Annotated in this window: 15 protein-coding genes and 2 tRNA genes; 7 read left to right on the plus strand and 10 right to left on the minus strand. The window is 39.5% G+C overall.

Translation table 11 applies throughout. The annotated features are described in order from the left end of the window. Positions 1 to 7: 7 nt before the first annotated feature. The gene (locus BF9343_RS04080; RefSeq protein WP_009291659.1) at positions 8 to 3,319 is read right to left on the minus strand and encodes a TonB-dependent receptor; all 3,312 of its coding nucleotides are present in this window, start codon (positions 3,317 to 3,319) and stop codon (positions 8 to 10) included. Positions 3,320 to 4,207: 888 nt separating this feature from the next. Here BF9343_RS04080 and BF9343_RS04085 point away from each other — a divergent pair. From BF9343_RS04085 to BF9343_RS04105, 5 genes are all read left to right on the plus strand, one after another. Beyond that, a complete protein-coding gene (locus BF9343_RS04085) occupies positions 4,208 to 4,783 on the plus strand; it encodes an RNA polymerase sigma-70 factor (RefSeq protein WP_005785218.1) in 576 nt (191 codons plus the stop codon). A 125-nt stretch (positions 4,784 to 4,908) separates the two neighbouring features. Further along, a complete protein-coding gene (locus BF9343_RS04090) occupies positions 4,909 to 5,895 on the plus strand; it encodes a FecR family protein (RefSeq protein WP_005801265.1) in 987 nt (328 codons plus the stop codon). 252 nt (positions 5,896 to 6,147) lie between these two features. Next, positions 6,148 to 9,531: a TonB-dependent receptor gene (locus tag BF9343_RS04095; protein ID WP_009291663.1), complete on the plus strand. Its 3,384-nt coding sequence runs from the start codon at positions 6,148 to 6,150 to the stop codon at positions 9,529 to 9,531. Positions 9,532 to 9,549: 18 nt separating this feature from the next. Continuing rightward, positions 9,550 to 11,334 carry a RagB/SusD family nutrient uptake outer membrane protein gene (locus BF9343_RS04100; RefSeq protein ID WP_005801261.1) on the plus strand — a complete coding sequence of 595 codons (1,785 nt, stop codon included), beginning with the start codon at positions 9,550 to 9,552 and terminating at the stop codon, positions 11,332 to 11,334. A 659-nt stretch (positions 11,335 to 11,993) separates the two neighbouring features. After that, on the plus strand, positions 11,994 to 13,754 hold the full coding sequence (locus BF9343_RS04105) for a hypothetical protein (RefSeq protein ID WP_010992231.1): 1,761 nt from the start codon (positions 11,994 to 11,996) through the stop codon (positions 13,752 to 13,754). A 96-nt stretch (positions 13,755 to 13,850) separates the two neighbouring features. Here the strand turns inward: BF9343_RS04105 and BF9343_RS04110 are convergent, their stop codons facing one another. The 5 genes from BF9343_RS04110 to BF9343_RS04130 all read right to left on the minus strand — a co-directional run bounded on the left by BF9343_RS04110 (position 13,851) and on the right by BF9343_RS04130 (position 16,692). After that, positions 13,851 to 15,128, minus strand: coding sequence for a Gfo/Idh/MocA family protein (locus BF9343_RS04110; protein WP_005813119.1), 1,278 nt, complete (start codon positions 15,126 to 15,128; stop codon positions 13,851 to 13,853). A 64-nt stretch (positions 15,129 to 15,192) separates the two neighbouring features. Continuing rightward, positions 15,193 to 15,265 (minus strand) — tRNA-Gly (locus tag BF9343_RS04115). A gap of 8 nt (positions 15,266 to 15,273) precedes the next feature. Beyond that, positions 15,274 to 15,356: transfer RNA gene (locus BF9343_RS04120), tRNA-Tyr, on the minus strand. Positions 15,357 to 15,428: 72 nt separating this feature from the next. Beyond that, a complete protein-coding gene (gene ribH / locus BF9343_RS04125) occupies positions 15,429 to 15,923 on the minus strand; it encodes a 6,7-dimethyl-8-ribityllumazine synthase (RefSeq protein ID WP_005785230.1) in 495 nt (164 codons plus the stop codon). Positions 15,924 to 16,008: 85 nt separating this feature from the next. Beyond that, complete coding sequence (locus tag BF9343_RS04130) at positions 16,009 to 16,692, minus strand: tetratricopeptide repeat protein (protein WP_005785232.1); 684 nt, start codon at positions 16,690 to 16,692, stop codon at positions 16,009 to 16,011. Between the two features lie 160 nt (positions 16,693 to 16,852). Here BF9343_RS04130 and recF point away from each other — a divergent pair, with 160 nt between their 5' ends. Both recF and BF9343_RS04140 read left to right on the plus strand, forming a co-directional pair. Further along, positions 16,853 to 17,965 carry a DNA replication/repair protein RecF gene (recF, locus tag BF9343_RS04135; protein ID WP_010992232.1) on the plus strand — a complete coding sequence of 371 codons (1,113 nt, stop codon included), beginning with the start codon at positions 16,853 to 16,855 and terminating at the stop codon, positions 17,963 to 17,965. Beyond that, the gene (locus BF9343_RS04140; protein ID WP_005775689.1) at positions 17,962 to 18,252 is read left to right on the plus strand and encodes a DciA family protein; all 291 of its coding nucleotides are present in this window, start codon (positions 17,962 to 17,964) and stop codon (positions 18,250 to 18,252) included. The genes recF and BF9343_RS04140 overlap by 4 nt, the downstream gene beginning before the upstream one ends. Before the next feature lie 122 nt (positions 18,253 to 18,374). On the opposite strand, the gene BF9343_RS04145 is transcribed toward BF9343_RS04140, so the two are convergent. The 4 genes from BF9343_RS04145 to BF9343_RS04160 all read right to left on the minus strand — a co-directional run bounded on the left by BF9343_RS04145 (position 18,375) and on the right by BF9343_RS04160 (position 21,862). Next, positions 18,375 to 19,163 carry a histidinol-phosphatase gene (locus tag BF9343_RS04145; protein ID WP_005785236.1) on the minus strand — a complete coding sequence of 263 codons (789 nt, stop codon included), beginning with the start codon at positions 19,161 to 19,163 and terminating at the stop codon, positions 18,375 to 18,377. After that, positions 19,160 to 19,690 carry a 5-formyltetrahydrofolate cyclo-ligase gene (locus BF9343_RS04150; RefSeq protein WP_008658777.1) on the minus strand — a complete coding sequence of 177 codons (531 nt, stop codon included), beginning with the start codon at positions 19,688 to 19,690 and terminating at the stop codon, positions 19,160 to 19,162. Before BF9343_RS04150 ends, BF9343_RS04145 begins: the two co-directional genes overlap by 4 nt. Continuing rightward, positions 19,620 to 21,347, minus strand: a complete 1,728-nt coding sequence (locus BF9343_RS04155) for a S41 family peptidase (protein ID WP_010992234.1) — start codon at positions 21,345 to 21,347, stop codon at positions 19,620 to 19,622. The genes BF9343_RS04150 and BF9343_RS04155 overlap by 71 nt, the downstream gene beginning before the upstream one ends. Positions 21,348 to 21,424: 77 nt before the next feature. Then, positions 21,425 to 21,862, minus strand: a complete 438-nt coding sequence (locus BF9343_RS04160; RefSeq protein ID WP_005785242.1) for a dCMP deaminase family protein — start codon at positions 21,860 to 21,862, stop codon at positions 21,425 to 21,427. Positions 21,863 to 21,868: the final 6 nt, after the last annotated feature.

Raw genomic sequence — 21,868 nt, forward strand, 5'->3', positions numbered from 1 at the left:
GTTACTTTTAAAATGTTAAATTAAGCCCAAACATAAATTTACGTACAGTTGGATAAACCGAAGGTAATGCAGTACCTATTACAGAACCATCACTAGCCGGAATTTCCGGATCTACGCCTGAGTAATTTGTAACACAGAACAGGTTCTCTCCAGTGAAGAAAATTCTCATATTATTAATATAATATTGAGGTAATTTTAAGTTATAACCGATTGATAATGATCTCAATTTAAGATAGTCATTCTTTTCAAGATAGCGCGAGGAAGAACTGTTCGACTTACTCGTATTACTATAAGATGCCACCGGATGTGTAGCTATATCTCCCGGTTTTTCCCAACGATTCCATCCCTTTTGAAGTTTCATTTGATTTCGATCGTTATATGCTCCGTCTGAATCATATTCCTGGCGAGAATAATTATAGATTTGCCCTCCTACAGAGTAGCCAAATACTGCATTCAGATCAATATCTTTCCAGCGGAGTACAGTACTAAATCCTCCAAAGATGTCTGGAGATGAACTTCCACATTTCACTTGATCAGCCTCAGAATAATTACTTGTTTTCTGACGTGATAAAGTTCCATCTTCATTTTCTACGGTTTTATACCACTGAGGTGCCCCATTTTCCGGGTTTACACCTGCCCATTCTTTCAGATAATAAGTATCACATGGATAACCTGGCTGTAATACTCTTTTGGCTGTACCTGCAATCGATGTTCCATCTGAAATAATAATTGGCTTTTCTACAAATTGTCCCTCAGCGTTCTTTGTCTTATAGAGTTTCTTTAATTTGTTCTTATTATGTCCCAAGTTAATTTCTATATTCCAATCCCAGTCTTTCGTACGGATAATATCACCGCCAATGGACAATTCAAATCCTTGATTTTGCATTTCACCAATATTCTTCCACATACTTGTCACTCCTACTAATCCGGAAATGGGTACTGCATATAGAATGTTACTTGTGTACTTATTATACCAGTCAAAACTTGCTCTCAACCGATTATCAAAAAAAGCTACGTCAATTCCGGTGCCTGTAGTATAAGTCTTTTCCCAAGTAAGATCTTTATTGCCCAATTGTGATATCAAGGCTCCGGATTCTTCGTTATATTTAGAAGATACTGAATAGAGATCGTATTGGGGATAAAGTGAACTTGGTCTGTTACCTACTGAACCATAAGATATACGTAATTTCAATATATCAACCCAAGAGGCATGAAACCATTTTTCACGATTAATGTTCCATCCGGCACTAATAGAAAAGAAATTTCCATATTTTGCATTATCTCCGAAATTAGAGGCTCCATCGCGACGGAAAGATAGTTGTGCCAGATATTTATTATCAAAAGCATAGTTTGCATTAAATAAAAGAGACTGTACTGCCCACTCACTAATACTACCACCAACTTTCTCCGGTTTAGCTACCACGTCCAATACTTCGAAACCGGGAATAAATCCTATTCCATACATATCTGTTGCTTTGGCCCAATAATCGTTGAATTCATAAGCAGCCAACGCATTTATTGAATGTTTACCAAACATCTTGTTAAAACGTATGATATGATTAGAATAACGACGTACAGTGGTAGTTTGATATTCACGCATACGCCCATCTACCCCCTCTCCACTACTTGAGCGTGGATCTGTATATTCACTGTAATTATAACCTATATATTTATAGTTATTGACGGATGAAAAACTCAGCCAGTCAGTAATTCTAATATCAAAATCTAAATTACCCATAAACTCATAATTGGTAGAGTTCGATTTATTCCACTGCAGATCGTATAGATAATTACTATTAGAACTGTTCACCCATCCCGTATATCTATTGGGAACCAAATTCCCTTCTTCATCAAAAGGACTATCCCATGGCAATCTTTGGAACATGGAAGTTACATCATACTGTTTATCTTCAATATCCCGTCGCGATCCTGCCAGTGCAGGTTTTATACTTAGCCATTCAAAGGGTTTATAGGTTGTTTTTAATCGGAAGTTATATCGTGTGTAATCGTAACCTTTCACTGCTCCTTCTTCATCATAGACACCGATGGAAAGGAAAGATCTGATTTTCTCATTGCCTCCAGATAAAGAAACATTGTAATCTTGGGTAACTCCTGTTTGGGCAGCCAAATCAAACCAATCGAAATTACAATTTCGCAGTTTATCATTGTAACGTGAAAAAGTAATCGCCTCCTGATTTGAAAATGATTTATAGTAATCATATAGCTCCGCTCCATCCATCATTTCCATATTTCCTCTCCCTAACTTACTGATACCAACTTTTGCAGAGACATTTACTGTCATCTTTTCTGCTTTACCATTTTTGGTTGTTACAAGAATAACGCCGTTAGCTCCTTGTGAACCATAGATAGCAGTAGAAGCAGCATCTTTTAGGATAGTCATTGTTTCTATATCACTTGGATTCAAAGCACCGGCATTTGAACCAACAATCACTCCATCAATAACCCATAATGGAGCAGTGGTCCCACTTAAAGTTGCTTGCCCACGAATCACGACAGCTCCTCCTGACCCGGGTTGTCCCGACCCTGGAGCTACATATACTCCCGGAACCTTTCCGTTTAACATGTTTTCTACTGAAGGGGTGGTAATATCTTTTAGTTTATCACTCTTAACTGTTTGTAGCGCACCAGTCAAGCTCTCTTTTTTTTGTGTACTATACCCAACTACCACTACTTCATCTAATGTTTTGGTATCTTCCTTCATTATTACATTATAAGAGCTTACCCCCGGTTTGAGATTAATGGTTTGAGGAATATATCCAATGTAACTAACCTGGAGTTCATTACCTGTTACTATAAGAGAAAAGTCGCCATTCACGTTAGTGATAGTCCCGTTTGAAGAAGATCCTTTTTCTATTATAGATGCTCCTATTATAGGATCTCCTGCAATATCTTTTACTACACCGGTCACTTTTTGTTGTTTTTTCTGTTGAACCGTTTGTTGCACAGTTGTGGTGGGCGTTGTATATATAACAATTTGATTCTCTACTATTCGATAGGAATATCCTGAATTTTCAAATATTTGATTTAGAACAACTTCTATCGAAGCATCTTCTATATTTATAGAGATTTTTTTATCTAGCTTCACTTGATTGTCATTATAAAAAAAAGTATATCCACTTTCTTTTTCTAACTCTTGTAATACTGATTGGATAGAAGTGTTACTCTTTTTTATTGAAAACTTGAGTACTTGTGCAAATGTGCTGATAGGTATTGCACAAACTAAACTAATAGCAACAGCAATTGCTATTTGCTTTTTTACTTTTTGAGGATTAAACCACTTTTGATTGCATTTTTTCATAAATACCATAATTATTAGATTATAATTTAAATTTAACAAATAATAGACGTCATCCTTTAAGAATCCCGTGCTTGATTAACATGTTTCACTGTTTTTTCCATTTTTATTATTTGAATCTTTTTAGGATGTAAAATCATGTTCTACTTAAGTTCTTCGAGAACTATGGCGTTTTTTCCCTTTTATTATTTCTGTTTCTGGATTCTACTTACATTTTGATTATATTATACTTTTTATCATTTTGTATTTTCTATCCCATCTGTATTGCCTGCTTTTAACACCCAACTATGGAACAAAGAAAAAATACGGCTATTTTATTATTAGTAGAATAACTTATGACAGACAAACCGTGTTGTATACGATTTGTTTGCTACATAAATCCTAAAACGGGACGCTATATGATGCTTATAATATGAGTTTATTATATTTATGATAGTTGAATTGTAATCAATAAGAGGTAGTAAATAGCTTTTAAGAGGCGGACTTTTAAATTTCATTTTCGCACGATGTTAACTTTGTACAAATAGAGAATTAGTATCTTGAAAACAGGAAGTTAACTTCATGCAGATAGAAAGTTAATTATCTCTGTCCAAGAAACAAAGATGATGTGTCAATAACATGTATTTTTTCTCAAAAAACATGTTGAATTTGTATTAAAATGCTATTTATATTCGAAAACAAATGATTATAGCACTTTTTCTTAAAAAGTATGAGTAAGTTAAATGTCGATATATTCTCCTTTATGTCAACGCAAAACGCAATTAACTATCTTTTTTGTATTTCTGCAATCATTATTATTTAAACACACATTTTTATATTCAAATGTTTTCGTTTACTATAAATTCTCTATTTTTCTTTTAAAATTTGTATTGTTTCTCCCTGAAAAATTGTATGTTTGCACATCACACCGATAGATTTATGACCGAGAAAGAGCTTATTGTATCATTAAAACAGGGGGACGAAGCTGCATTTACTGCTCTATACAGAATGTATTGGCCTAAAGTTCACAACTTTTCCCGTTTATACCTATCTTCTATAGCCGAAGTAGAAGAAGTGGTACAGGAAGTTTTCGTAAAATTGTGGGAGGCACGTATCTTTCTGAAAGAGAATGAAAGTTTCAAAGGATTCTTGTTTATTATAACCCGAAATATCATTTTTAATCAATTCCGTAAAAGTTTTAATGAAAATGCCTATAAAACGACTGTACTTAGTAGTGCAGAGGTAGAATATGACATTGAAAACGAGATGGATGCAGCCGATCTTCAAGGCTATATCAAAAAATTAATTTCAGAACTGACACCACGACAACAAGAAGTATTTCATTTAAGTCGTGAGGAACATCTCAGTTATAAAGAAATAGCTATTCGATTATCTATCAGTGAAAAAACAGTAGAGCGTCATATTAATGAAGCCTTAAAATTTTTACGTAAGAACATCTATTTATTTTTTATATTTCTTTCTCTATAATAATAAGGTATAGAGGAGATTATTTAATAACTTCCCTTTTATTTTAAAGAATTTAAATTTTCTTTGGGGGATGTTATGGAGTTGCGTGTATTTATAAATAGATAGGTAATAAGAAGGTAATAAAGATGAAACAAGCGACAACAGGAAATAAGGATATAATAAAGAAGCTACTGACCGATAGCCTATCGCCAGAAGAGCGAGAGAAACTAAACAACTATAAATTTGTGAATCAAGCAATTTATAGTCAATGGGAACAAGCTTCTGATATGTATACCGATGTCGATAAGGAAGAACGAATGCTGACAAACGTCATGCACCAAATAAAGAAAGGAAAAACCGGACGTTTTAGGCAAAGCTTACATCGGTATGGCTGGGTGGCATCTATAGCTTTATTGCTGATTTGCGGAACACTATCTTTAATGTTATTATCCAGAAAAGCAGAGCCGGAGGTTTGGTATGTACTGAACTCCGGACGCCAGTCAATGGATTCGGTAAGATTAGCAGATGGTACGCTTGTGATGCTGAACGCAGGGAGTCGCTTGACATATCCTAAAGAGTTTTCCGGAAACAAGCGGGAAGTAACTCTTTCCGGACAAGCTTTTTTTAGTGTTCATCCGGATAAGGTACATCCTTTTGTTGTGAAAACAAAGAATATGGATGTTACAGCTTTAGGAACAGCATTTGAAGTCTTTAGTTTCGATGGTGATGAAAGTGTAGAAACGGTATTGCTTAACGGAAAGGTTAAGGTAGAACCTAAGGATCACAAAGAGCAAATAAAAGGAGAATATATCCTTCAGCCGAACGAAAAACTAACGTGCCAGGTAAATGGTGATATACGTATAGATCGCGTAGATGCCAATTCTTATTCTGCTTGGCGTATTGGAGGACGGTTGAGCTTTAAAAATGAAACATTAGCCATGATCTTGCCTCGGTTAGAGAAATGGTACGGACAAAAGATCGATTGCCCGCAGAAAACTGCTGATCATTATCGCTTTACATTTACGCTGCGGAATGAGCCTTTGGATCTGATATTAAATATAATGTCGCATAGTGCGCCATTAAATTATAAATTAATAAGTAATGACTACTATGTTCTCGAAGAACTTAAGTAGAACACGATATTTTTGAAAGTAATGAATAAAATAGAAAGCTAAGTTCATACGGAACTTAGGAAAACAGACAAGAAATAAAATTTATACCAAGTTCGTTTAGAACTTATACCAAACATCAATTTTAAACCTAAATAAGAAAGAAAAGAATGAGAGAGAAACCGTAAATGACGTTAACCTGGTACAGTGATACTTCAGAAGTATCCTGTGCTTACTTTATCAATCTAAATTACAATCTAATAATTAATCGTATTTATGAGAAAATGCAACATGCGGTGGTTTAGTCCGCAAAGAATGAAAAAGCATCTGGCTTTTGCTTTAGCAGTTAGCCTGGTGGCTATGGTACCTGTAAGTGCCTTCGCTCAAGTACTAAAGATTTCAATGACAAAGACCAATGTATCCATTGAAAATGTACTTCGTGAACTTGAAAAACAAAGCGATTACACTTTCTTCTACAATGACAATCAGGTAAAACTGAACAAGAAAGTATCCATCAACGTATCCGACGCTCCGATCGAAACCGTATTGAACGAAGTTTTCAAAAACTCGGGATATACCTACAAGATTGTAGACAATCAGATCGTAGTGTCTACAGCTGCTGCAGCAGCGAAAGAGGTACAGGCTACCCAGCAACAGAAACAAAGAAAAATTTCGGGAGTTGTGAAAGATGCAATGGGAGAAGCCATCATCGGAGCATCGGTTATAGAAAAAGGAAATCCGACTAACGGTACTATCACTAATATTGATGGTGAGTTTACTCTTAACACTGCCGGTAAGGAACTTCAGGTGACTTATATTGGTTATATACCTCAAGCGATTGTTCTTAAACCGGGAGTTAATAGTTATACAGTTACCATGAAAGAGGATACTAAAACTCTGGACGAAGTGGTGGTAGTAGGTTATGGTACTCAGAAGAAGGTAAATTTGACAGGTGCTGTGTCTTCTGTTGGAGCGGACGAATTGAAAGAACGTGTGAATACAAATGTTTTGGCTTCTGTTCAAGGGCAGGTCCCGGGAGTAACTATTATATCACGTCCGGGATCTACTCCATCAATTAATATGCGTGGTCGCGGTAACTTGGGAACATCTTCTCCTTTGTTTGTTATTGACGGTGCAATTGCTGATGCTTCTTTCTTTTCAAGTCTTGATCCGAATTCGATAGAGAGCATTTCATTCTTGAAAGATGCGGCATCTTCTGCTATTTACGGCTCTCGTGCAGCTTATGGTGTTGTATTGGTAAAAACCAAAGGTGGTAAAGAAGGTGATTTGAAGATCAGTTATGATGGTTCGGTCGCAGTGAAAATGGCGACTTATACACCTGATGTATTGGGCTCTGAATGGTATGCACGTTTGAGTAATGAGGCTGCTTTGAATGAAAACCCGAATACCAGTACGCTTCCTTATACAGATAAAGAAATACAAATGTTCCGCGATGGCTCTAATCCGGATATGTATCCAAATACAAATTGGTATGATTTAGTCTTGAAGGATGAAGCTGTTATGACAAAGCACTCTGTAAGCTTTAGCGGTGGTAATAAAGTGAAATACTTCACTTCATTAGGATATATGTATGATGATGATTTTACTCCTGGTGTAAAGAGTGAACGTTATAATTTGACTACCAATATTTCTTCAGATATTAAGTCTTGGTTGACAATGCGTTCTAATATCAATTATATTCAAAGCACTTCCGATAATGATAAAGGAGGAGTTGTTTATACACACTTGTTGACAATCCCGTCAACTTATGTTGCTCGTCAAAGTAACGGTGAATGGGGTAGCTATGAAGGTGGAAAGCCGGCTGCAACAGTAAATATGGAGCGTAACCCTTTACGCCGTTTGGAAGAAGGAGGTTGGTCGAACAGTAAGACTCAGAATACTTTGATAAATCTGGCTTTAGATATTAAGCCTGTAAAAGGACTGGTATTGACTGGCGAAATGATTTATAAAGCTTGGGATTATAAATCTAAGACTTATACTGCAAATAAAAGTAAGATTAAGGATTTCCAGACCGGTGCTGAGTTGAATGGTACAGATGTAACTAATTCTAAGATGGAGTACAGTTGGGAAGAAAACAGTCGCCTTACTTATAATGCACTGGCTAATTACGTTTGGAGTAATGAAAAACATAATGTGAATGTATTGGCTGGTGTATCTTATGAACATTATAAGTATCAGAAACAAAAATCATATCGTCTGAAATTCCCGACTAATGGTATGACGGACATGAATGGTGGCTCAAGTGCGCCAGATGATACTTATGCTGAAGGTGGAAGTAACGAAGACAAGCTGATGTCTTACTTTGGTCGTGTAAATTACTCCTTTATGGATCGTTATTTATTAGAGGCCAATATCCGTGCTGATGCTTCTTCTCGCTTTCATAAGGATAATCGTTGGGGTGTTTTCCCGTCATTCTCTGCAGGCTGGCGTATTAGTCAGGAGGAATTTATGCAAGATATCAACTGGATTAATAACCTGAAGTTGCGTGCATCTTGGGGACAGTTGGGTAATATCAATAACGTAGGCCAATATGATTATTTCTCTTCATATCAACAAGGAGGTAACTACAACTTTGAAGATGCTATTGTTTCCGGTATCGTAGAATCTAAACCTGCCAATCCGACTTTAGGATGGGAAACTGTTACTATCACTGATATCGGTGTGGATTTTGACATTTTCAATGGACTGTTGAATTTTACAGCCGATTATTATAACAAAAAGACAGATGATATCCTGTTGGCATATCCGAGTCCGAAAGAAATCGGTATTGGCTCTGATTTCAAGGTTTCACAAAATATTGGTACAGTAAGTAATAAGGGTTTAGAACTGAGTATTACACATAATAAAACTCTGGGTGACTTTGCATATACAGTTGGGTTTAACATGAGTAAGAACTGGAATAAAGTAACCAACCTGGGAGCGAATGACCCGATTATTGAAAGCCCATGGATTAAAAAGGTTGGTTATGCAATCGGTACTTTCTATGGATATCGCTCTGATGGTCTGTTGACTCAGGAGGATATTGATACCGGTAATTACATCACCGATGGTTTGGTGCCTCAAGCGGGTGATATCAAATATGTAGATTTAGATGGTGATGGTAAACTTACCGATAAAGATAGAACTTATATAGGTTGTGATGTTCCTGACATTACTTATGGTGTGAACCTGAATCTTCGTTATAAAGGATTTGAATTAAGTATGTTCGGTCAGGGAGTTACCGGTACAAAGGTAAACTTCAGTATGGAAAATGCCTGGGCATTCTCGGATTATGCAAGTCCGCGTAAATATCACTTGAAGAGATGGACGGTAGATAATCCTAACCCGAATGCAGCTTATCCTCGCATTTATCCTCGTACAAGTAAACATTCAACTTATAACCAATATTTCTCTGATTACTGGTTGTTTAATGCCGATTATTTCCGCATCAAGAATATAACTTTTGGATATTCTTTCCAAAAGCCGGTATTACAGAAGTTGAGTCTGGAGGCATTGAAACTCTATGTTGCGGCTGAAAATCCGTTTACTATTCGTGCTGATCACCGTATGGAAGATTTCGACCCTGAAACGGCTTCAGGACGCGGCGTTAATACTCGTGGTACGTCTTCGATTGCTTTTGGTGTAAATCTAACATTCTAACATTATTGATTATAAAAGATGAAAACTATAAATAAATTATTCAAGGGTATATTCTTTTGCACTTTAGTTAGTGTAAGTGTTAGTAGTTGCGACTTGGAAGTGGAGCCGCCTGCTAATATTGCGGCCGAAACATATTGGACATCTGAAAAAGATGCCTGGTATAATCTGAATTCAATTTATTCTGATGCGATTCCGGGTATTGGAATTTACGGAGATGCTTATTCGGATGATGTATATTGCCAATATGCACATGAATCTAAGGCAAAAATATTCCAGCAAGATGGTTTCAGCCCTCTTTATGATGAAGGTTGGAACTTTGAGACAATTCGTAAGGAAAACTTGTTTTTGCAGAAAGTTGGAAATTGTGAGATGGATGAATCTTTAAGAGAAAGGTTCAAGGCAGAAGTTCGTGCAATGCGTGCCTGGACTTATTTGGGCATGACTATGACGTTCGGTAAAGTGCCTTTGATTACTGAAGTTCTGGATTATAACTCTCCTAATATTCCGCGTGACGAGGTAAGTGTAATTCGTGATTTTATTATGAAAGAACTTACTGAGGCTGCTGCAATATTGCCTGAGAAATACGCTGGTGGTTATCCAAATGAAAAGGGACGTATCACAAAATATGCTTGTTTGTCATTGAAAGCAAGAGCGGCCCTGTATTTTGGGGACTATGCTTTAGCAGAATCTACTGCGAAGGAAGTGATGGATAAGGGAGGCTTCTCTTTGTTTAAAATATCTTCTTTGTCGGATGCACAGAAGAAAGAGGCAGAAGAAATGAGTTTGTATATTGATTTTGCAGAAAAAGGAATCGATAAAGACGAATTCGTTAAGGGTATGTTTAATTATGAAGCTTTGTGGCATACAGAAAATGCTAATCCGGATAATCCCGAATACATTATGACTCGTCAATATGCTGCTTCCAGTTGGAATTATCAAGATATGACTCGTTATACAAGTATGCGCCCGAATCAGTTGGGTGGCTGGTCTTCTGTAACTCCGACACAGAATCTGGTAGATGCTTATTGGGGAGTTGATGGCCACAGTGTACCGCAATTGCCTACTCCGGAAGAACGTGCTAAAGCGTATAACCAGATTAAGGCTGACTTGGATGCTTATCAAAAGCCTGAAGGAGAAGCTAAGTTTATTGCTTTCTGCCAGGAAAAGATAAAGAATGGAACATTGAAAGATTATAAATATATTCAAGAGTTCCGTAACCGTGATAGCCGTATGTATGTTTCTATCTTGATGCCATTCAAGAGTTGGTATGAATCTAATTATGGTGATAAGTTTGTGTATGAATGGATAAAGAATGGTAATAACGAATCAAAGACCGGATTTAACTTCCGTAAGATGCTTTCATTGGAAAATGATGCTAATGGCGATGGACAGGCGACCGGTGATTATCCTTGTATCCGTTATGCAGAAATTTTATTGATTTATGCTGAAGCTCATACACAGACTACTGGTTATGATGCTGCAACTGAAGCTGCTTTGAATCAGTTACGTGATCGTTGCGGTATGCCGGATGTGCCTTCTGGCTTGAGTAAAGAAGAAGGTCTGAAACTGATTCAGAACGAACGTCGTATTGAATTGGCCGGTGAAGGTTTCCGTGGTGACGATATGACTCGTTATAGCGATGATTACTGGAAAGAGCACATGAACAATGTACCTATCATGACTCCTGACGGTGATACGGAACTTACAATGAAATGGAGCTCTCGTATGCGTCTGAAACCAATTCCGCAAACAGCTATTGACTTAAATCCGTTATTGGCTGGCGATCAGAATCCGGGATATTAATTTAACACAGATATCTCTTAATTAAAGGTTGAAAAAGGGGGTGTCGGTTATCAGACCGACACCCCCTTTTCTGTAAATCTTTCTTTTATCATTATCTCTATCAATCTATTTGCTTGAATGTGTGTCTTTTTATACGTCTGTTCTTTTTATTTCTATTTCTTGTCGATTTAATCTTGCTGCTATCAGTATATTCTATATTAGCCTATATCTACTAAAGTGTCACAAGAGTATAAATCTTTCGTGTAGATATAAGGTACGACTTTCGGAAGCGTACATGGTTTATAATGAAAAGCTATCATCTTTTATAAATAGCGATTAAAGTATTTATATACAGATTATTAATACTATTATATAGTCGTTGTATGGAATGATTTTCAGGTATCTTTCTCTGAGCATAAATAGAACAATATTCAGTTGAGCCTGATAGTAAAGCTTAAATTGTATGTTTAAAAAGGAAAGCTTTGGGTGGCAGGAGGCCAATTCCAGGGAAAGTATAAGCTTTTGTGTAGAAAATACTTAGTTGGATTTTTGATAATCTTAGTTTATATTGTAGAATCTATGTTTAATAGCATGCATCTGTTTATTTGTAGAATATTTTGGGATTAATGTCGTTTTTAAAGTTTATATTTACTCATTGTTTAATACTAAAATCTTTTATTATGAGAGCTTTAATTTACGTAGTTTGCCTTATTGGGGCTATGTGCGGTTGGTCATGTTCAGACCATATTGCCGATTCGTCTGATTTATCTGTACAGACACGTACAATTGTATCTCCGGAAGGAGTTTCTACTTCAAATCCGGATCTGATTAGTGATTGGGAACATCAATCTTTGCTTACCCTTTCTACTGGTGAACGGATTAATACTCCATGGACGCCCGGTGCATCTCACTCTATGTCAGAAGAAACTGTATCGGATATCAAAAAAGAAGATGGATGGACTATGCTTTTTCATACTTTTAAGGCATTAAATGAGTCTCCCAACAGCAATTATCTCTGCTTCTATAATGAATTGACAGGAGTTATTAAGGTGTTTTATTATATAAAAAATGCTCAGGGAAATAACGGATTTCAGTGGAGAATCAGCACTGCCAATGGGGTAGGGAGTAGTTTATTGGCTTTGAACAGTTATATTTCTCCTTTGGATAACAGTTCTGACAAACCCAATTGTATGAATCTGTCTACTTTTGCACAAACACCAATTAATGGATTGACACCGGGATGGAATGGATTTGAGTTTGAAGTTCCTTATACTACGGATTACCGCAATATCAGTTTATCAATAAACAGTTATAATCAGGTGATAACTGATTTCAATTTTTCAGGTACAACCGAGCTGAAAACAGAAGGTACTATTACAAAAAATGTAGCTAACGGAGGAGGTACGACAAAAACGGCTGCTACTTTGGCCAGTTCGGGAGCAAAGAAGTATATGGATGAGTTGAAGAAAAAAGCGAATGGGCAACCCTCTAATATAGCAGGTGATGTGAAGTTGGGTAAGAAGATCGTTGATGCATTAACTTCTGGAAACTATTTTTCAGCAATAGCGAAAGGGCTGAAGTTTATTTTTGGATCTACTACTACCCGACCTGAAGTATCTAAAGTGAGTTTGACTACGACAGGGGTTGTAACGATGGGGGGAACTTCGCAATCTGGTTCGCATGATAATGTGGAACCACTATTTTCAATTAATTTGTATGATTTGATGAATGGTAATTTAGCTGCATTAAAAAAGTCTCCTTCTTTTAATTCTCTTGTATTGCCTGTAGATGTTACTACACGGTCGGGAGGAGAACGCTATGCAGGAGTTTGGACTTTGAAAGAGTCTCCTGTCATCCGAATGACCCGTTATGGACGTGTATTGAATTATAATATATCTGGTGGAGTATTTACTGTTGCCTCTGTATTGTTACCTTACTTAGATTCGAATGTAAATAAAAAGGCTTCTGTTATTTTGAATCCTTATTTGAGTCAATACGTTACTTCTATGCAAACTATGGTAGATGTGGTGTCTTGCGCGAAGTTAAATGGCGAGAAATATTTCAATGGTTATGCCATTTCAGATTTTATGTCGGAAGACCCCATATATGAAGATAAAGATTTGGCAATTCGTAAGTCTGCTTTTTCTGGATCGGGAGGTGAGATTTGTAATCAATCGATATCTGTTTCAGATTATAATATAGGGGATGGAGGAAATCAAAATATGTATTTTTTTGATTGGGGAACTAATATAAAGGGTGATGAAGTAGCTGTGGTTACAGTTAATATAGCTTATAACTATAAGGGCAAAGTACACAATATCTCTATATCCCGGAATTATAAGGTCCAATATGTGCATGATCCTGCTACAGATGTAAAAATACTTGGTACTGCCGGAACTAAAAAAGTGGTAATTGTGAATAACTATCCCCAATTTGAATAATTTGTAAGGTGAATATAAAGGCGGACCAGTGATAAATTAATAGTCCGCCTTATATGATAAAGTGGTTATTGATAATTCAATAAGAAGAGATTGGGGTTAGTAGAGATCTGATGTTCTGCTTATATGGCATTTCTTCCATGCTCCTCTCGTAAAGTCCGGAATCTCTACCGGTATACTGCCGTTTAATACCGATTGTTCGCTCAGTTCTGTGATGCACGACCATTCGGCAGCGTCATATACATCCATATCCAATGGTAATCCGTTGCGCAAACAATAAATTAGCCGGCAGTCCATTACATAGTTCATTTCATTGGGCAGATTTCTGCGATGAGCCTCTGTACCGAAAGTGGCTGTGAAAGGATGTTTGTAACGCTCCATTATTTCCTCGAGTGCTTTCCCCTCAAGAGGAGAGCCGGCGTCGGGTTCGAGAGCAATGCTGGGAACGGGATATTTCTGCGCGAATCCTTTTGTTCCACAAACTGTATGCAGGCGGCTGTAAGGACGTGGAGTTACTACGTTATACTGAATCATGATACTTTTGCCCTTCACTGTTTGTATCAAGGTAGTATTCATGTCACCCAATAAGTATTTCTGGCGGGCTTCCGGAGAGTCTGCTCCGAAGTTTTTACGGGCATATTCGGTCATACCTGCCTGAAGACTGGACAGAGAAACCAAGTAGTTCATGCGGTCTCCCCGATGGATATTCAGTATCTGGCAAACCGGACCAAGACCGTGGGTCGGATAAGGATTACCGGTATGTTCTATACTATATTTCTTTCCCCAGTGATTGTGAAATCCTCCTTTACTTTCGTCGGCGAAGTAGATAGAACGCAGGTCATGTATGTATGCTCCCTCTACATGGGTTATTTCGCCGAATACACCCTGTTGTGCCATGTTAAGCGTAGTCAGTGCAAACGGGTCATAGCAACAATTTTCGAGCATCATGCAGTGCTGTCTTGTCTTTTCGGCCGTATCTACCAACTTCCAACACTCTTCTACAGTCATGGCTGCAGGAACTTCAATGGCTACATGCTTGCCATGCTCCATGGAGTATACTGCCATGGGAGTGTGGGTCAGCCAGTCGGTACAGATGAATACGAGATCAATGTCATCCCGTTCGCACATTCGTTTCCATCCATCCGGTCCGGTATAGCCGTCCGGTTGCGGATAACCGGCTTCCCGAAGTATCTTTTGGGCTTTAACCAGATTGCCTTCCCTGATTTCACAAAGTGCTTTGATTTCGACACCTTCGATTTGCAGATAACGTTGCAGAGTCAATACACCTCTATTGCCAAGCCCTATGAAAGCAAGGCGTACCATCGGGAGTGGGGGATGTGCCAGTCCGAGCACATGTGTTTGCGAAGGAGTTTTCATGTGTAGTTAGGATGTTAGGGTTGTATATAAAAAAAGAGAATCTAATTTCTCAGATTCTCTTTAGAGCGGAAGACGGGGCTCAAACCCGCGACCCTCAGCTTGGAAGGCTAATGCTCTATCAACTGAGCTACTTCCGCAATTTTTGTGGGCAAAGATGGATTCGAACCACCGAAGTCGAAAGACAGCAGATTTACAGTCTGCCCCATTTGGCCACTCTGGTATTTGCCCTTTTGTTTGCTTTTGAGTCCCTTTGCTTTCTCTTAAGTAGGTTTGTTTCTCAATTGCGATGCAAAGATACAACTATTTATTTAAACTCCAAACAAAATCGATCATTTTTATTGCAGTAATTGCACATTCGTCTCCTTTATTACCCAGTTTGCCGCCGGCTCTGTCTTCTGCCTGCTCCATAGTGTTGGTGGTAATTAATCCGTAAATAACTGGTATATCGCCAGTTGCGTTCAGTTGTGCTACGCCTTGTGTCACTCCCATGCAAACATAGTCAAAATGTGGAGTATCTCCTTTAATTACGCAACCAATGATAATAATTGCATCTATATCGCTATTTTCCATCATCTGATTAGCGCCGAAGGTAAGTTCGAAACTTCCGGGTACTGTCTTTACCAGGATATTTTCTTCTTTGGCTCCATGTTTCTTCAAAGTTTTCACAGCTCCGTCCAGCAGGGCACCGGTGATGTTAGCGTTCCATTCGGAAACAACGATACCGAATTTCATTTCTTCTGCATTCGGAACTGAATTAAAATCGTAATCTGATAAGTTATGATATGCTGTTGCCATAATCTATATGTTTTTGGTTGGTTGAAAAAAAGCTACCCAGATTGGTTTGGGTAGCTTTCTATATAATAAGGTATATACCCCGTTATTATTTTTTCAGCAGTTTAGCTTGCTCGATGTATTTATCGATATCCATTGCCTGATAAGACTGGAAGTATTTATCCTTAATCTTGGTGAAGGCTTTTACTGCTTCTTCGTTCTTGCCTTGCTTCATCAGGATTTCTCCGGCTTGGAGCAGGAAGATAGGGCTCAGGGTGCTGTTGTCTGCATGATCTGCCGCTTTCAGAAGAGCAGAAGTTGCTTTATCGAGTTGGCCTAACTGAGCGTAGCAGTTACCAATGGCACCTTGAATGGCAGGAGCTACCATCTGGTCGTCTCCACTGAAACCGTCAAGTGCTTTGATGGCTTCTTCATATTTACCTAAATTCTGGTAGCAGATACCGGCGTATGCCTTTGCCAGATTGGCTGCTTTAGTACCGCTAAACTGATCGGCTACTTTCAGGAAACCGATAGAACCGATGCTATCACCGTTCAGTGCTTGTTCGTATGCACTTTGCTCAAAGTACTGTTCGCTTTTGAAAAGAGCAGCCTGTGCTTTTTCTTCACGAGGTTCTGCGTAGAAATTCTTGTAGAGGATTGCACCTGCTACGATTACGATTACGGCTACAACGGCGCCAATGATTGCTTTTTTGTTTTTAACAAGAAATGCTTCCGACTGTGTCAGTGCATCTTCCACATTCAGTTCGTTGTTGTGGTTCTTTTGTTCTGCCATTTTTATATGATTCTTTTTGTTATTTTTTCAACTGGATATTTTGGTCAGCAAAAGTAGTTTTTTTATATATATAAACGAAATTTAGAGGCATCTTTTTTTGTTTTGCGACCTAAAACCCCGAAAATCTTTCTACTTTTGTAACCAAACTCAATGTGCACACATGATACTGAAGCGTATATCTATACTGAACTATAAGAACCTGGAGCAGGTAGAACTGAATTTTTCGGCTAAACTGAATTGCTTTTTCGGGCAGAACGGGATGGGAAAAACCAATCTGCTCGATGCGGTCTACTTTCTGTCTTTTTGTAAAAGTGCAGGAAATCCGATCGATTCGCAGAATATTCGTCATGAACAGGACTTTTTTGTTATTCAAGGGTTCTATGAGGCGATGGACGGAACACCCGAAGAGATTTATTGCGGAATGAAGCGTAGGTCGAAAAAACAATTCAAACGTAATAAGAAAGAATATTCGCGCCTGTCGGATCACATCGGATTTATTCCTTTGGTGATGGTGTCGCCTGCCGACTCGGAATTGATAGCGGGGGGCAGTGACGAACGTCGCCGCTTTATGGATGTAGTCATTTCGCAGTATGATAAGGAGTATTTGGATGCTTTGATTCGCTACAATAAGGCATTGGTACAACGAAATACATTGTTGAAGAGTGAACAACCGATAGAAGAAGAGCTTTTTCTCGTTTGGGAAGAGATGATGGCACAGGCCGGTGAGGTGGTTTTCCGGAAACGGGAAGCATTTATCAGTGAGTTTATTCCTATATTTCAATCGTTCTACTCGTACATTTCGCAGGATAAGGAGCAAGTGGGACTGACTTATGAGTCACACGCAAGAAAAGCATCTCTGCTTGAAGTTCTGAAAGAAAGCCGGGTACGGGATAAGATTATGGGTTATTCGCTCCGGGGGATACATAAAGATGAACTCAACATGTTGTTGGGTGACTTTCCTATTAAGAGAGAAGGTTCACAAGGACAGAACAAGACGTACCTGGTTGCACTGAAGCTTGCGCAGTTTGATTTTTTGAAGCGTACGGGAAGTACGGTACCTCTGTTGCTGTTGGATGATATCTTTGACAAATTGGATGCTTCGCGCGTAGAACAGATTGTAAAGTTGGTGGCGGGTGACAATTTCGGGCAGATTTTCATAACGGATACGAATCGTGAACATTTGGACCGTATATTATATAAGGTGGGGAGTGACTATAAAATGTTTCGTGTGGAGAGCGGAGCTATCAATGAAATGGAGGAAAAAGAGAGATGAAACGAAACGATGCGGAACCGATTGGAAAACTGATTCAGAAATATCTGCGTCAGGAGAGCTTGGAGTCTCCACTGAATGAGCAACGCTTACTTGATTCGTGGGAGACGGTGCTGGGACCTACTATTATGTCGTACACAAGGGATTTGTATATTCGTAATCAGGTGTTGTATGTACACTTGACCTCTGCTGCCCTCCGTCAGGAGTTGATGATGGGGCGGGAACTTTTGGTCCGTAATTTGAATCAGAAGGTTGGGGCTACGGTGATTACCAATATTATTTTCCGCTAAACGACTATTCTTTTATAATAAATGAAGGCTTTGTTTGTATCAAACGGAGCCTTCATTCTTTATGAACAGAGTCTCTGTTCGAAGAGAACGGAGATTCTATCTACAACTAAAATGTGGTGCTCTCAGTATTTCAAGAATGGGATTGTATCTATGACGGGCATCTTCAGCGCATTCAGTTCCTGACAGGCACGATCGTAGTAAGTCGGATTTTCTAAATCAAGGTTATTGTGTGCGTCCAGTCCGATAATAGCCGTGCATCCTTCATTGGCTGCGATATGCCAGAATTGCGGGCAAGGATAAGTCGTTATTCCCCGTGCTTCATTGATGGCTACATAGCCGATATTATATTCCAAAGGGATGTGCAATCGGGCTGCTGCCCGACAGATATGGCGGCTGACACTGATACAATGTTTGTCAAATTCAGGGTAGGAACGCATAAAAAGATCCGGATGTGCCAGGTAGGCGAACAGTCCGCTTTCCATTCCTTCGATAGTGCTTTCTTCATAAAGGTCGAGCATATCCCGATTAGTGGTATGATGCCCGAAGTAGGGAAACTTTTCGTCAGTATGGTAATGATGGTTTCCAAAGAGGATATAATCCAACCGGTACTCTTTGATGATTTCTTTCAGCCAGTGGATGTATTCGGGAAAGTATTCATATTCCAATCCGATTTTGATGCTGATTTGATTCCGGTATTTTTCTTTCAAGGCACGGATGCTTTCTATATATTCCGGTAAGTCCTCCGGGAGCATACGTATGTCCGATACAAAATCTGTGTGATACTTCCATGGGCCATGATCAGAAAAGCCCAATTCCTGAAAGCCACCTTTGATGGCACTGCGTACATAGTCTTCATCGTCTCCCACGGCGTGCATGCAGCGAGTGGTATGTGTGTGATAATTTGTTTTCATTGTGCTATAATAGTATCCATACGGAAGTCGAATGCTTCTGCGGGTACTTCTTCTATCAATTGAAACGGGAAACAAATGCCGACTTTGGGAGCCGGAATTTGAGGTAATAAACGGTCGTAATATCCTTTGCCGCGGCCTAAACGATGTCCGTACCGATCGAAAGCAACACCCGGAATCACAGCCAGATCTATTGTTTCGTAATCGGTGAATGGCGCTCCGGTTGGTTCGGCAATGCCATACGAACCTATGGCGAGATCTTGGGGGCCTGTGTAAACGCGAAGTTCTAACTCGTCGCCTGTTACTACAGGCAATATGATTCTTTTCGACCGGCTCCACTTCTCAATGAAGGCGTGCGTCTGCACTTCATCCTTCATTGAGTGATAGAGCAATATAGTATGCCCTTTTTGAAATTCGGGGCATGCCTCAAGAGTTATCAATACCTTTTCCGACAACGATTTAAGCGTAGAGTCGGAGTATTTCTTCTTCTCCTGTGCTATCCACTTGCGCAGTTGTTTTTTTCTTTCCATCTTTCTTTTCCTCCTTTTGAGGTTCTACGCTGATGGGAGCCTTTGGGAATGCTTCTCCACTTTCAAGCAACTCGACGGCCTTCTTCACAGTCTGATCGCTTTGGTTGAGATATTGAATATAGGCTTCTTTTCCCAGCATATTATAGATGATATTTCCGTAAATGCTCTTTTCCAGTAATTTATATGATTTCTGAATCAGGATGTTTCTTCGTTTCACCCCTTTGCTGTCAGCGTAGCGTATGAACTGTTCGACCAGTCCCTGACGACGCAGATAGTTTAAGAGTGATTCTTCGTCTTCGTACTTCTTCAACTTATCGCGGTTATTATCCGTGTAATGGAAGGTGAATTGGATGGTAAGTCCTTTGCTCAGCACCTCGGTCAGATATGAAGTCACTCCCGTGGTGTCTTGTGGGACGAATACATCCGGCATGATACCTCCTCCTCCGTACACCGGACGTCCGAGGGCGGTAGAATAACGCAGGTTTTCATCGAGCTTGATACTATCTTTTGAGAAGTACTCTCCATGTTCATATCGTGTCAGCCAATCCATTTCGTAGTTGCGGTCTTTACCATTCTGATAAGGGCGTTGAATGCAGCGTCCGGATGGAGTATAATAGCGGGCAATGGTCAGCCGGATGGCTGATCCGTCACTGAAGTCGATAGGCTGTTGTACCAGGCCTTTACCGAACGAACGGCGACCCACTACCATACCTCGGTCGTTATCCTGAATAGCACCGGTGAAAATTTCACTGGCCGAAGCCGAACCTTCGTCAATCAGCACGATAACGGGCATTTTCTGGCAACTGCCTGTTCCATTGGCAAATTCGTCGGCACGGGGATATTTGCGTCCTTCCGTATAGACTATCAGTTTACCTTCGGGCAAGAATTCGTTGACCATGCGCACTGCAGCTTCCATATATCCTCCTGTGTTGCCACGTAAGTCGATGATCAGCCCTTTGCAGTTCTTATGATTCAGTAAAGCAATGGCATTCAGCAACTCCACATGTGTAGTACGTCCGAATTTACTAACCTGTATATAGCCAAAGTCATCTGTCAACATATAAGCTGCGTCGATGGTGTTTTGCGGAATGTCACCGCGTGTGATAGTGAAGTTCAAAAGATCTTTCTCCGTAGCGCGCTTCACGCCCAGTTTCACTTGAGTACCCTTCGGCCCTTTCAGAGTGCGCATGGCACGTTCGTTGGTCACTTTTTTCCCTACAAACAAACTGTCGTCTACCATCACGATACGGTCACCGGCCATTAATCCTACCTTTTCGGAAGGCCCTCCCTGAATGACACTGTTCACATGGATAGTGTCGTCCTGGATGGTGAACTGGATACCGATACCGCTGAAGCTGCCTTCCAGTTCCGATGTCACTTCTTCCAGGTTTTGTGCCGGAATGTAAGTAGAGTGGGGATCCAGCTCTGCCAGAATCTGTGGCATTGCCTTTTCCACAAGGTCGGCCATGTTGACGGTGTCCACATACTGGTCATCGACAATGCGCAGCAAAGCATTCAACTTGTTCGAAGAGCCGTTGATAATGCCGAGTCGGTTGCCGGCAAAGTGTTTGGCATAAAATGTACCTATCAGAATTCCGATTACCACACTGATAGCGATGATGACAGGGGTAAACCGTGAAGAGTTCTTTGTACTCATATCTTTTTATAGTTATTGGCTACGGACGACAAACTACCGGAGAGTTGCGTTGTAGTCAGTTGTTTATGTATGTTGTTTCATTTTTCACTCGTATCGACAAAAACGACTTCAATACCTGCACGTTTCAGTAACTCTATTCCGTCTTCCAGGCGATAGTGTTCAGAGTACACCACTCGCTTGATGCCTGCCTGTATGATCAGTTTGGCACATTCGATGCAAGGTGAAGCAGTGACATACATCGTAGCACCGTCACTACTGTTGTTGGAACGTGCTATCTTGGTGATGGCATTGGCTTCAGCATGCAGAACATAGGGCTTGGTGACGTTGTTATCATCTTCACAAACGTTCTCAAAGCCGGATGGTGTTCCGTTATATCCGTCTGAGATAATCATTTTGTCTTTGACAATCAGTGCTCCTACTTTACGGCGTTGGCAATAAGAGTTTTCCGACCAGATGGAAGCCATGCGGATATAACGCTTGTCCAAATCTGATTGTTTGCTGTTTGCTGTGTCCATACGCTG

Source organism: Bacteroides fragilis NCTC 9343 (assembly GCF_000025985.1).
Lineage (GTDB): Bacteria > Bacteroidota > Bacteroidia > Bacteroidales > Bacteroidaceae > Bacteroides > Bacteroides fragilis.